This is a genomic window from Halobacillus sp. A5, from assembly GCF_024189315.1.
GTDB lineage: Bacteria > Bacillota > Bacilli > Bacillales > Halobacillaceae > Halobacillus_A.
The window spans coordinates 667,499-680,901 of sequence record NZ_JAIZEO010000002.1 but is presented as its reverse complement, the minus strand read 5'-3'; the positions used below and the strand labels follow the sequence as shown (position 1 = coordinate 680,901).

At 46.1% G+C, this 13,403-nt stretch carries 11 protein-coding genes; 1 reads left to right on the top strand and 10 read right to left on the bottom strand.

All coding sequences use genetic code 11. The annotated features are described in order from the left end of the window. Positions 1-310: 310 nt before the first annotated feature. From glpX to rpoE, 7 genes are all read right to left on the bottom strand, one after another. Positions 311-1,276, bottom strand: coding sequence for a class II fructose-bisphosphatase (gene glpX / locus LF822_RS11455; protein ID WP_253924159.1), 966 nt, complete (start codon positions 1,274-1,276; stop codon positions 311-313). Positions 1,277-1,741: 465 nt separating this feature from the next. Next, complete coding sequence (locus LF822_RS11450; protein WP_253924158.1) at positions 1,742-3,028, bottom strand: UDP-N-acetylglucosamine 1-carboxyvinyltransferase; 1,287 nt, start codon at positions 3,026-3,028, stop codon at positions 1,742-1,744. Positions 3,029-3,094: 66 nt separating this feature from the next. Continuing rightward, positions 3,095-3,739 (bottom strand): fructose-6-phosphate aldolase, encoded by a 645-nt coding sequence (gene fsa / locus LF822_RS11445; protein ID WP_253924157.1) that lies wholly within the window; start codon positions 3,737-3,739, stop codon positions 3,095-3,097. A gap of 99 nt (positions 3,740-3,838) precedes the next feature. Next, complete coding sequence (gene fba / locus LF822_RS11440; protein WP_253924156.1) at positions 3,839-4,702, bottom strand: class II fructose-1,6-bisphosphate aldolase; 864 nt, start codon at positions 4,700-4,702, stop codon at positions 3,839-3,841. Positions 4,703-4,866: 164 nt separating this feature from the next. After that, on the bottom strand, positions 4,867-5,268 hold the full coding sequence (locus tag LF822_RS11435) for a response regulator (protein WP_253924155.1): 402 nt from the start codon (positions 5,266-5,268) through the stop codon (positions 4,867-4,869). 223 nt (positions 5,269-5,491) lie between these two features. Then, positions 5,492-7,093: a CTP synthase gene (locus LF822_RS11430; protein ID WP_253924154.1), complete on the bottom strand. Its 1,602-nt coding sequence runs from the start codon at positions 7,091-7,093 to the stop codon at positions 5,492-5,494. Between the two features lie 178 nt (positions 7,094-7,271). Continuing rightward, positions 7,272-7,808: a DNA-directed RNA polymerase subunit delta gene (gene rpoE / locus LF822_RS11425; protein WP_253924153.1), complete on the bottom strand. Its 537-nt coding sequence runs from the start codon at positions 7,806-7,808 to the stop codon at positions 7,272-7,274. 190 nt (positions 7,809-7,998) lie between these two features. Between rpoE and LF822_RS11420 the strand changes: the two genes are divergently transcribed. Further along, on the top strand, positions 7,999-8,319 hold the full coding sequence (locus LF822_RS11420; RefSeq protein WP_253924152.1) for a hypothetical protein: 321 nt from the start codon (positions 7,999-8,001) through the stop codon (positions 8,317-8,319). A gap of 239 nt (positions 8,320-8,558) precedes the next feature. On the opposite strand, the gene icmF is transcribed toward LF822_RS11420, so the two are convergent. Genes icmF through meaB form a run of 3 tightly spaced genes read right to left on the bottom strand, consistent with a single transcriptional unit; the run spans position 8,559 to position 13,387 of the window. Continuing rightward, on the bottom strand, positions 8,559-11,807 hold the full coding sequence (icmF, locus tag LF822_RS11415; protein ID WP_253924151.1) for a fused isobutyryl-CoA mutase/GTPase IcmF: 3,249 nt from the start codon (positions 11,805-11,807) through the stop codon (positions 8,559-8,561). A gap of 15 nt (positions 11,808-11,822) precedes the next feature. Then, positions 11,823-12,452, bottom strand: a complete 630-nt coding sequence (locus LF822_RS11410; protein ID WP_253924150.1) for a TetR/AcrR family transcriptional regulator — start codon at positions 12,450-12,452, stop codon at positions 11,823-11,825. Further along, entirely contained in the window at positions 12,452-13,387 is a 936-nt protein-coding gene (gene meaB, locus LF822_RS11405; RefSeq protein WP_253924149.1) for a methylmalonyl Co-A mutase-associated GTPase MeaB, read from the bottom strand. The genes LF822_RS11410 and meaB overlap by 1 nt, the downstream gene beginning before the upstream one ends. Between the last annotated feature and the right edge of the window lie 16 nt (positions 13,388-13,403).

Genomic DNA, 13,403 nt, shown 5'->3' with positions numbered 1-13,403 from the left:
TGATCACCACTTTAATTTATTTTTTTCCTGTAGATGTTGTATACCCGAGCGTGCCTTCAATACATCGATCCTGTTGACATTCTTAAGATTGGATGAATATACGTGAAGATAATTTGGAAGGTAAATGAAGTCTGCAGAGGTTACGACGGTTTGTTTTTATCTTTTAAGAAACACTATACATTGTACAACTTGTTTGGATAAGGATTCAAGAATTTTATCGGCAGGTAAATTCAGGAGAAAATGTAAAAAGGGAAGAAGACCAGATAGGCTCTGGTCTCTACTGTATACCCTTTTTGCAGAAAAAGTATAACTATTTGATTACTAAATTCGGTTTCTTTTTCAGGCTGTGGTCGCCGTCAATAAACCGCACCGTGCCGGACTTCGCTCTCATGACGAGTGTTTGAGTAGTCGCTTTCTGTCCTTTAAATTGAACGCCCTGCAGCAGTTCACCATCGGTTACTCCTGTGGCCGCGAAGATAGCGTCATCTCCTCCTACAAAGTCATCCATATAAAGCACACGGTTTAAATCATCAATTCCCATCTGTTTGCAGCGTGCCAGCTCCTCGTCATTGGAAGGAATCAGCTTACCTTGAATTTCTCCCCCAAGACATTTTAATGCCACGGCTGCCAATACACCCTCAGGTGCGCCGCCTGACCCAAAAAGAATGTCGACCCCTGTATCGTCAAAAGCCGTATTGATCGCAGCAGCAACGTCTCCATCAGGAATCAGTTTAATTCGGGCGCCAGCCTCGCGAATCTCCTCAATAATTCCCTGGTGGCGTTTCCGATTTAATACTGTAGCTACCACGTCTTCTACGTCTTTATTCTTCGCCTTAGCCACAGCGGTTAAATTATCAGCAATCGATGCATTAATATCTACTTTTCCAACAGATTCAGGTCCCACGGCAATTTTGTCCATATACATGTCAGGTGCATGCAGAAGCTGACCATGATCAGCAATCGCAATGACAGCCAAAGCATTCCAGGTTCCTTCGGCAACGATATTTGTTCCTTCTAATGGATCTACAGCTACATCCACGCGAGGACCATATCCGTTACCTAACTTCTCCCCTATGTAAAGCATCGGGGCTTCATCCATCTCACCTTCACCGATGACGACTGTACCCTTCATTGGAATCGTATCAAACACGTCACGCATGGCAGAGGTGGCAGCATCATCAGCCTCTTCCTTCTTTCCTCTCCCCATCCAGCGGGCGGACTTTAATGCGGCTGCCTCTGTCACTCTTACTAATTCCATCGATAAACTTCTTTCCATGGTTCTTCTCCCCATTCTATAAGAAAAATTTTCCCTCATTTCCCCATAGAAAAACCACTACTGCTTTTTGCGCCTCAGTCCTTTTATGGCTGTTGCGCGGCGGTGCTTTTTGCGCCTCAGCCCTTTTATGGTTGGTGCGCGGCGGTGCTTTTTGCGCCTCAGCCTTTTTTGGCTGTTGCGCGGCGGTGCTTTTGCGCCTCAGCCCTTTTATGGTTGGTGCGCGGCGGTGCTTTTGCGCCTCAGCCTTTTTTGGCTGTTGCGCGGCGATGCTTTTTGCGCCTCAGCCCTTTTATGGTTGGTGCGCGGCGGTGCTTTTGCGCCTCAGTCCTTTTATGGCTGTTGCGCGGCGGTACCAGGTACACAAACGCCTTGTAAGATTCATTGATGCTTTTGTGTATTTGTGTACCTGGTACCGTGTGCTCTTACTTTATCCTGTGCTGATACCGTTGCTCTCTTACTTTATCTTTAAGAGTTTTGAAACTGTTCTACTTCTTCTGGCGACATTTCTTCGTACCAGATGTTGGCGCCTAGTTCTATGAGTTTGTTGGTGATGTTTTCATAGCCTCTTTCGATATGGTCGACGCCTGTGATTTCAGTGATGCCATTTGCCATTAATCCTGCGATGACAAGAGCGGCGCCTGCGCGCAGGTCGCTTGCTTTGACTTTGGCTCCTTCAAGCTTGGATGGACCGGCTACGATAGCGGATCCGCCTTCTACTTTAATCGAAGCATTCATCCTTCGCAGTTCATCAATATGCTTAAAGCGGGCCTGGTAAATCGTGTCTGTGACGACACCTGTGCCCGAGGCTTTCGTCAGCAGTGTAGTAAAGGGCTGCTGGAGGTCGGTAGGAAACCCTGGGTAAACGAGTGTTTTTATATCTACGCTCTTCAGGGCCGGTCCAGGCTTCACGTAAAGCTGCTCGTCGTTTTCTTCAATGGTCACACCCATCTCTCTCAGCTTGGCCAATAACGATTCAAGGTGTTGAGGGATCACGTTGTCGATGATCATTTCCTCGCCTTGTGCGGCAGCCATGATTGTATAGGTCCCGGCTTCAATCCGGTCAGGGATAATTGTATGAAGGCAGCCATTGAGCTCTTCGACACCTTCAATACGAATAACATCAGTTCCTGCTCCCTTAATTTTAGCTCCCATACTTGTCAGCAAGGTGGCCACGTCAATGATTTCCGGCTCTTTTGCGGCGTTTTCAATGACGGTTCTGCCTTTCGCTTTAACAGCTGCAAGCATAATGTTAATCGTTGCTCCTACACTGACGACATCCAAATAAATACGGGCACCGCGAAGCTCTTCAGCCCGCAGGTAGATCGCGCCCTGTTCATTCGTGACTTCAGCACCTAACGCTTCGAAGCCTTTAATGTGCTGATCAATCGGTCTCGGCCCTAAATGACAGCCGCCCGGCAAACCAATAACAGCTTTCTTAAAACGGCCAAGCATCGCTCCCATAAAGTAGTAAGAAGCTCTTAATTTCTTCACGCGGCCGTTTGGAAGGGGCATCGAAATCATTTCGGATGGGTCGATTTCGACCGTCTGGCCATCTTTATGGACAGTCCCTCCGATTTCCTCCAATAACTCTGACAAGGTATGCACATCAGATATATTAGGGAGCCCTTCAATAGTTACTTTTGAATTCGCCAAAATCGCTGCCGGAAGTAAAGCTACAGCACTGTTCTTCGCTCCGCTGACGCGAACTTGTCCGCGCAGGGGTGTACCGCCTTCTACTAAAAGTTTTTTCATGAGTAACTCCTCACTTTAAGGTAAAGATTCTGACCTTAGTGTATGCATGTTTTTCCAATTGACTCGTTACTTTTGATTATTCCAGTCATTTAAGAATTTTTCAATACCCTGATCAGTGAGTGGGTGTTTGACAATCTGCTCGAAAAGTTTAAATGGTACAGTAGCAATGTGGGCGCCGTTAATAGCGGCTTCAGTAAGGTGGACAGGGTGTCTGACAGATGCTGCGATAATCTCCGAATCAATGGCATGACGGTCGAAAATCTCTGCAATTTGAGCAATTAGCTCTACCCCATTATGGCCAATATCATCCAAACGGCCTAAGAAAGGAGAAACGTAGGAAGCACCTGCACGCGCAGCAAGCAGGGCTTGATTGGCTGAGAAAATTAACGTTACATTGGTTTTAATGTTCAATTCACTTAATGCTTTCACAGCTTTTAAGCCTTCGAGTGTCATTGGTACCTTAACAGTAATGTTAGGTGCAATGGCAGCCAGTTCTTTTGCTTCCTTCAGCATGCCTTCTGCATCAAGAGAAATAACCTCGGCACTGACAGAGCCTTCTGTTACTTCACTTGTAATTTCGTGAAGACGATCGTGAAAAGATACTCCTTCTTTTGCTACTAAGCTTGGATTCGTTGTTACCCCATCAAGCAGACCAAGTGCATTGGCTTCTTTAATCTCTGAAATATTTGCGGAATCAATGAAAAATTTCATTACTAATCCTCTCCCAAGTTAAGATTTTGTTGAATGGTGGCGTTTTCATAAATGTTCAAAAGGAAACCGCTACATCGTAACGGCTTCCTCTTTAAATTTTTATGCTCTTTGTGAAGAACCAAACTCGCGCATTTTGCCAATCACTGTTTCTTTGATGGCGTCGCGGCCAGGTCCAAGGTATTTACGAGGGTCGTACTGCTCAGGCTGTTCAGCAAGTACTTGACGTACAGCTTTACCCTGAGAAATTTGGTTTTCTGTGTTTACGTTAATTTTTGCTGTACCGAAAGAAATAGCTTTCTTAATGTCAGCAGTAGGAATTCCAGTACCGCCGTGAAGTACAAGCGGCTTGTCCACAAGACCCATAATTTCTTCCATACGGTCGAATCCAAGGTTAGGCTCACCTTTGTAAGGTCCGTGAACAGAACCTAGCGCTGGAGCAAAAACGTCAACGTCTGTTTCGTCAACAAGCTGCTTACACTCAGATGGAATCGCGTATGCTGCTTCTGCATCATCAACGATTAGATCGTCTTCCTGCCCGCCTACACGTCCAAGTTCAGCTTCTACAGACACACCATGGATGTGTGCAAGCTCTACAACTTTCTTCGTTACTGCAATATTCTCTTCAAGAGGATCATGGGATGCATCGATCATTACAGAAGTGAAACCAGCGTGAATTGCTTCTGCACACTTCTGGAAGCTTGATCCGTGGTCTAAGTGAATCGCTACTGGAACGGTTGTACCGTAGGACTCCATAAGTGATTTAACCATTGCTACAACAACGTTAAATCCTCCCATGTAACGGCCGGCACCTTCAGATACCCCGAGGATAACTGGAGATTGCTCTTCTTCAGCAGCCTGAAGAATCGCTTGAGCGTACTCTAAATTGTTAAGGTTAAACTGTCCTACTCCGTAGCGTTCTTCCTTAGCTTTTTCTAGCATTTCTTTCATTGAAACTAACGGCATGAAAGATCCTCCTTTAATAATGTATCTAATCTATTACTAACATATATTTGTACATTTCCAACAAAAATATGTCACGTAAGCTGATGTACAGTATTAGAATACCAATACCCATAAGAAGGTGCAACAGCAATCAGAATAGATAACGCTTTCATGCCAAAAAAAGATTATGATTCTTTTTCAGAAATGGTTTTTGCTACTAATTCTCGCATCATATGGATATCAAATGGCTTTGAAATGATGTCTTTCACAAACGGATAATTCGTATTTTCTTCGATTGAATTCGGAGCCAGCCCTGTCATGATTAACACGGGTTTACGGAGGTTTTGATTGTCCAAATAATTGAGCACCTCGCCGCCGCTCATCACTGGTAGTTTATAGTCCATTAAGATAAGATCTGGATGATGTTCTATCGCTTCCTCACATGCTTGTTTCCCTGTTTTTGCTGTTATGATTTCATAGCCGTCGCCTTTAAGCAGTTCTTCAAGCAACATGCGTATGCCTGGTTGATCGTCTACTACGAGCACTTTGTTTCCCATCTTTATTTCACTACCTTTCCATCTAAACATACATCCCCTATACCCATTAAGTCTTTTGGTCTATATTTCTACATACTTGCGGTGGAATCCTGCATTTTTTTAAAAAAAGTGAAAAGTTTAAAAGAAATTCTGGTAGAATACGACAAAAATCACGCTTAAATTTCCGTTAATTACGTGTAGGTCCGTAAATTTTCAACAAAAAACTGCCTAAAAGCTCCGCTCATATGCGCGGACCTCTTAAGACAGCGTTGTTTTACTTCGTATTCATAACGGCTCCGATAAATCCGTGGAAGAGCTGCTGCGGGCGCTCTGGACGAGATTTAAATTCCGGGTGGAACTGACTCGCTACAAACCATGGATGATCTTCGACTTCGATAATTTCGACAAGGCGGCCATCCGGGCTTGTGCCGGAGAAAATAAATCCGTTCTCTTCCATTTGCTCGCGGTAATGGTTGTTGAATTCAAAACGGTGCCGGTGACGCTCGTACACCACTTCTTCACCGTAGGCCTCCATCGCTTTCGTACCATGCTTTAAGCGGGATGGATAAATGCCGAGACGCAGCGTTCCACCAAGATCAGAAATTTCCTTCTGCTCCGGAAGAAGGTCAATAATTGGGTGCGGTGTTGATGGATCGATCTCTGCGGAGTGGGCTCCTTTAAGTCCCAGCTCATAACGGGCAAACTCCACGGTCGCAAGCTGCATCCCTAAGCAAATACCGAGGAACGGTACTTTTTGTTCGCGTGCGTAGCGGATTGCCTGAATTTTCCCTTCAATTGCACGGTCGCCGAAGCCGCCAGGTACTAGAATACCGTCCACGCCAGACAGATAACTGTCTGCATTCTCTTCTGTTACCTCTTCAGAATTGATCCACTTAATTTCAATATCAGCATCGTAGCTGTATCCGGCATGCTTCAACGCTTCTACAACGGAAATGTAAGCATCAGGCAGTTCGACATATTTTCCTACGAGGCCGATCACTGCTTTTTCTTTTAAGTTTTTTACACGGTTCACAAGACTGTTCCACTCGGTCATATCAGCGGGGTTTGTCTGCAGGCCAAAATGTTCGCACGTAATATCATCCAGCTTCTGCTCCTGGAGAGTAAGCGGCACATCATACAATGTATCTGCGTCACCTGCTTCAATAACGGCGCGCTTGTTAATATCACAGAACAGGGCAATCTTCTCTTTCATATCTTCGGAAATCGCCATTTCGGTACGAAGGACGATCACATCCGGCTGAATACCGAGGGAACGAAGCTCTTTTACGCTGTGCTGAGTCGGCTTTGTTTTCATTTCTCCGGCTGCTTTTAAATAAGGAACGAGCGTACAGTGCAGGTACATGACATGCTCACGGCCAATATCACTCTTAATTTGACGAATCGCTTCCAGGAATGGGAGAGATTCGATGTCCCCTACTGTTCCGCCGATTTCCGTAATGACAACGTCAGCGTTCGTTTCATGTCCGGCACGGAAGACACGGTCCTTAATTTCGTTTGTAATATGCGGAATCACCTGGACTGTGCCGCCAAGGTAGTCGCCGCGACGTTCTTTTTTAATTACGTTCGAGTATACTTTACCCGTTGTTACGTTACTGAACTTGTTTAAGTTAATATCGATGAATCGTTCATAGTGGCCAAGGTCCAGGTCCGTCTCCGCCCCGTCATCTGTAACAAAAACTTCACCGTGCTGATAGGGACTCATCGTCCCTGGATCCACATTAATGTATGGGTCGAACTTTTGGATAGTTACTTTAAGACCGCGGTTTTTTAATAAACGGCCAAGCGACGCCGCTGTAATCCCTTTACCTAAAGAAGAAACAACGCCTCCAGTTACGAAAATATATTTTGTTGCCATAGAGTATCCCTCTTTCTACTGAATTCATTTGGTTGGCTATTCGATCTATTGAAAAAAGACATACCACTAGTATGTGTTAAAAAAACAAAAAACGCCCCCCATGTAAGGGGAGCGTTCTCACGTTCTAAATTAAAGAGCCCAAATAAAATAATACTCATTCGGCCTTTGAAAGTCAACCTTAGGATTCATCTTCCTCATCTTCATCACCGATGAAACTGGTATCATTGTTAACGATTTCTTCTTCCTCTTCATCGAGATCATCTTCGTCATAATCTCCTTCGAAATCATCATCGTCGTCTAGGTCAAGATCTTCATCTGTGAGCTCAAGATCATCAAGACTTTCCTCTTCTTCATCGTCAAAGCCTTCCACACCGAGCTCATCTTCAAGCAGCTTGGATGGCTTCTTCTTTTTCTTCTTTTTGCGTTTCTGAGGAAGAGCAGCGATCTCCTCTTCAAGCTGCTCGACAGGGTACCAGCTTTTTAATCCCCAGCGGTTCGTACCAATCGTCATAAAGCTGCCATCTAAATTCAAATCTGTATAGAATTGTGCAATATATTGTTCTCTCTGTGAGTCACTGAAGTTTTTCATATCTGCGATTTGCTCAAAAATGTCATTGAAATCCTTCGCTTCTCTTTCTTCTTCTAAAATGACCGTAGCCAGTCTAATCATTGAAATTTCTTCAAGTTGGTCTTTGCTTAATTCTTTAATCGTCACGATCTCAAGCACTCCTTTAATCATTCAAATGCAAGCAATAGGCAGACGAATGACATATAATCATACCCCTCATTATATGGTTAGCTTTGACAAAAATCAATCTTTCTAAAAAGAATAGATAATCTTGTTTGGTCTTGATCGAATTTTAGCGTAAAATAATAGCAGCATGTGCAAAAAGGAGAGTCGAACAATGTTAAAATCACACCCCTTTAATTGGATCGCTGGCTCTGTACTTATCATCGCTGTCTGCATATGGCTTTATATGAGCTTCGGTTATATTTACGAGGAACATGTGACGGAAGCTACACTGGAAGAGAAAAGTCACGATGACGAAGGCTACTATGTCACCATTGATGGTGAAGAGATCGTCGTAGAGGACGAGAGCTTATGGATGGTGCTTGAAGAAGACGAGGACTATGAAGTAACGTACGAATGGTACGGAAAGAAACAACCTTATATGGTAGATATTAACCAGGCCCACGATGATGATTCAGTCGGCGGCAGTCACTAAGCGAGCTTCCCCTAATGGAGCTCGTTTTTCATTTCCTTTATTAAGAAAAAAGTCGTTCTGCTCATTATGGAGAGAAAAGGGTTTCAGGAAACAACTCGCTTTCCGTGATGCCCCGCGGAAAGCGACCCTTTTTCCTTCCCCCTTTCTCCATAAAAATTTTCAAGAAGCTTTTTCTACCCTGTTCTGGAAACAGCCCATAAAAAACCCGCCGTCCGTATAAGGCGGCGGGCTTCATTGGGTTACATATTGCGGCGGTATTGGCCGCCTACTTCGTATAAAGCATTGGTAATCTGGCCGAGACTGGCGACTTTGACTGTCTCCATTAGTTCAGCAAAAACATTCCCTCCGCCGCTTGCGGTCTGCTGCAGCCGCTTCAGGGCAGCGTCGGCTTCAGAATCATGTGCACTGTGAAAGCTGCGCAGTTCTTTAATCTGGTGCTCTTTTTCTTCTTTAGAAGCACGGGCCAGCTCCATCGAGTCGATCTCCTCTTCAGATGGCGGGTTCGGATTCAAGTACGTATTGACACCGATAATCGGCAGTTCTCCTGAATGCTTCTTACCCTCATAATATAAGGATTCTTCTTGAATTTTCCCACGCTGGTATTGACGCTCCATTGCACCTAACACCCCGCCGCGGTCATTAATTCTCTCAAACTCCTGCAGGACGGCTTCTTCGACGAGGTCGGTCAGCTCGCGGATAATGTAGGAGCCCTGCAGGGAATTTTCGTTTTTCGTCAAACCGAACTCTTTGCTGATAATCATCTGAATCGCCATCGCACGCCGAACGGATTCCTGAGTAGGCGTGGTGATCGCTTCGTCATAAGAGTTCGTATGCAGCGAGTTACAGTTATCCTGAATGGCGATTAGCGCCTGCAACGTCGTACGGATGTCGTTAAAGTCGATTTCCTGTGCGTGCAAGGAGCGGCCGGATGTCTGAATGTGATACTTCAGCTTCTGGCTGCGCTCGTTGGCACCGTATTTATTCTTCATAACGATTGCCCAGATGCGGCGCGCCACGCGGCCGAGTACTGTATATTCTGGATCAAGGCCATTCGAGAAAAAGAACGACAGGTTCGGCGCGAATTTGTTAATATCCATACCACGGCTTAAATAATATTCCACGTACGTAAATCCGTTGGCCAGCGTAAATGCAAGCTGGGTGATTGGGTTCGCACCGGCTTCAGCGATGTGGTAGCCCGAAATCGATACCGAGTAGTAATTGCGGACTTCATAATCAATAAAATACTGCTGAATGTCCCCCATCATACGCAGGGCAAATTCTGTAGAGAAAATACACGTGTTCTGACCCTGGTCTTCTTTTAATATGTCTGCCTGCACGGTACCGCGTACAACTTTAATCGTGTCTTCCTTAATTTGAGCTGCCTCATCCAAATTCGGCTCACGGCCGTTTTCTTCTTTAAATTTGTGGAGCTGCTGATCGATTGCTGTATTAAAAAACATTGCCAGAATGATTGGAGCAGGTCCGTTAATCGTCATGGAAACGGAGGTTGTCGGATCGATGAGGTCAAAGCCGGAATACAGCTTTTTCATATCCTCAAGTGTACAAATATTCACACCGCTCTCCCCGACTTTCCCATAAATATCAGGGCGTTCATCGGGATCCTCCCCGTAAAGGGTTACCGAGTCAAATGCGGTGCTTAAGCGCTTCGCTTCGTCGCCCTCTGATAAATAGTGAAAGCGTCGGTTCGTACGCTCCGGCGTTCCCTCTCCGGCAAACTGGCGCTTTGGATCCTCACCTTTCCGCTTAAACGGAAAGACACCTGTTGTAAATGGAAACGCGCCGGGCACGTTCTCCTGCATAAGCCAGAGCAGCCTGTCGCCCCAGTCGTGATAGTCAGGGAGCGCCACTTTAGGAATTTTCAATCCAGACAGACTCTCCGTTGTAATATCCAACTTAATTTCTTTACCGCGGACTTTATACGTGTACGTATCGCCGCTGTATCGCTCGTGCAGATCATCCCATTCGTTTAACAGCGCAGCAGATTCGCGGTCAAGCTTCTCTTCATAATCCTCAATCAGCCGCTCGATGCTTTCTTTTTGTTCCTCGTCTTCAAGAAGGGCGGAGGTCCCTTTTAATTGGTACAGCTTTCTTGCCTCGTCCGCCTGATTATCCGAGTGTTTATGATAGTCACGGACAGCGAGCGAAATATCAAGCAAATATTGTTTGCGGTCGTTAGGAATAATGACGTTCTGCTTCTCCACCTTATCCACGCGCTCAAGCGACGTTACATCCTGCCATCCGTAGTCTTCATTCAGCTTATCAACAATACCGGCAAAAAGGGTATTCGTGCCGGGGTCATTAAACTGACTGGCGATCGTCCCGTACACCGGAAACTGAGAGGTATCCGCATGAAACAGCATATGGCTGCGCTCATATTGTTTGCGCACCTGATTTAAAGCGTCCTCTGACCCTTTTTGCTCAAATTTATTAATAACGATAAAATCGGCATAGTCTATCATGTCGATTTTTTCGAGCTGAGACGGGGCACCAAACTCAGCTGTCATGACGTACATGGAAAGGTCCGTCACATCTGTAACCGCTGCGTCTCCCTGCCCGATTCCACTCGTTTCTACGATAATAAAATCCATCCCTGACGCTTTCATCACTTGAATCGATTCTTCAACGGCGGAAGACAGCTCCGACCGGGCTTCCCGCGTAGCCAGCGAACGCATGTAAACACGCGGATTAAATATGGCATTCATGCGGATCCGGTCGCCAAGCAGTGCGCCGCCTGTTTTCTTTTTCGTCGGATCAACAGATAGAATGCCAATCTTTTTCTCCGGAATTTCGTTTACAAACCGGCGGATCAACTCATCCGTTAAAGAGCTTTTACCGGCGCCGCCCGTTCCTGTAATCCCAAGCACCGGGATTTTACGTTCCACCGATTTCTCTAAAGCGCTTTCAAAAGTAGCGACGGCTTCCCGCTCTTCCTTCGGGTTATTCTCTACATACGTAATAAACCGGGCAATCGACTGGTGGTCTCCTTTTGTCAAACTTGAAACCGCTTCTTCTACATTTTGAAGCGGCGGAAGAAAATCGCACTCTTCCATCATCATGTTGATCATGCCCTGAAGTCCACGCTCGCGTCCGTCCTCCGGTGAGAAAACGCGCGCGACCCCGTATTCATGGAGCTCTTTAATTTCACGGGGGATAATCACCCCTCCGCCGCCTCCATAGACACGGATATGTCCTGCTCCTTTTTCGCGGAGCAGATCAACCATATACTTGAAATACTCAACGTGACCGCCTTGATAAGATGAAATCGCAATCCCCTGTACATCTTCTTGAATCGCTGCATTGACTACTTCCTCCACCGAACGGTTATGTCCGAGATGAATGACCTCTGCTCCTGTAAACTGCAGAATGCGGCGCATTATGTTAATCGAAGCATCGTGACCGTCAAATAAGCTCGATGCCGTCACAAAGCGGATCGGATGCTTTGACTGATAGACATTTGGCTTTTCCATACCATGTCCTCCCCTTTAGGTTAATTCTTTTTCCTCTACCTTTAATCCTTGCAGCAGCAGCTTGATCTGCTGCTCCGTATACGTTTCTAATGTAAATGTACGCTGAAGAATCCAGCGCCTGAAGCCCCACATTTGTCCCTGTACAAAAATATTATTAGCAATCAACGTGACTTGTTCTTCTGATATGGAAAAAGGAAGGCTGTTTCTAATGACCGTTTCAAGCATTGCAACCATATCGCGCTCTTTCTGAAGCACGTAATCCTGCGCGTCCTTCGAGAGCGACTTCACCTCCTGGTACATAACGAGAACTTCGCCCTGCATGTCATGCATAAGAGTAAAATAAGCGCGTATCGCATGAACGAGGTTTGCGATGCTTTTCTCCTCCTGGTTAATGACCCCCTCCATACGATCCTTCACCCGCTCGTAAATCGAATCGCAGACGAGAAACAGCACATCGTCCTTTGTCCGGATATATTCATATAAGGTTCCGATGCTGAACCCTGAAGCCTTTGCGATTTCACGGGTTGTCGTTCTATGAAAGCCTTTCTCTGTAAACAGGGCCACCGCGCCTTTGACCATCTGGCGCCGGCGTTTCTCTACAAGTGCTTCATCTTTAATTGTCGAAGGTACTTGTTTTTTCTCCATTATGAATCACCCTTCCATACTCCATACCACTCCCGGGCTAATTGATAAGGATCGGCTTCTGGATCCCGAAGCTGTTCAACCTTACTTTGATCAGATTGAACGCGTCTTTCGACATCGCGCCAGATCTCTTCCCGGATCAGCTCATAGACTTCAAGCTCAAGCTGCTTTAAGCGGCGTTCTTCCCCCTGCCTGGTTTCAAATAGATAGCTTTTGTGCTGCTCTATACCTTTCCACAGCTCCTCCATGCCTTTGTTTTCGGTAGAGATCGTTTTAACGATGAGCGGAGACCACCCCTTCGGCTGTGCAATCATCATATATTCCTCAAGAGTCGCTTTAAGCCGGACAACTCCAGGTAAATCGGCTTTGTTAATTATGAACAGATCGGCTATTTCCATAATCCCTGCTTTAAAAATCTGGAGCACATCACCGCTGTTCGGCGTAAGGACGAGCCCTGTAGTGTCAACGACCTTCATTACATCAAGCTCGGACTGACCGACTCCGACCGTTTCCACTAAAATTATGTCAAATCCGTAGGCATCACACACGCGGATGGCGTCTTTCGTAGCCCGGGCCAGACCCCCTAAGCTTCCGCGCGTAGCCATGCTTCGAATAAAAATACCTGGATCCAGGAAGTGCTGGTTCATCCGCGTCCGATCCCCGAGCAGCGACCCGCCGCTGAACGGACTCGTCGGATCCACGGCAATCACAGCAACCGTTAAACCCTTTCCACGCAGGTAAGTAAGCAGCCGGTTGATCAGCGAGCTTTTACCGGCGCCGGGGGACCCGGTAATCCCGATATGATGAGCTTTCTTCTGAATCGAAAAAATGTCACTCATAAGATCGAGTTTTTCCGGATCATCGTTTTCGATTAAGGAAATCGCACGAGCGAGGGCCCGCATGTCCTGCTGCTGTATTTTTTCGGCTAATGAATGCACGACCGGGCCTCCTCTC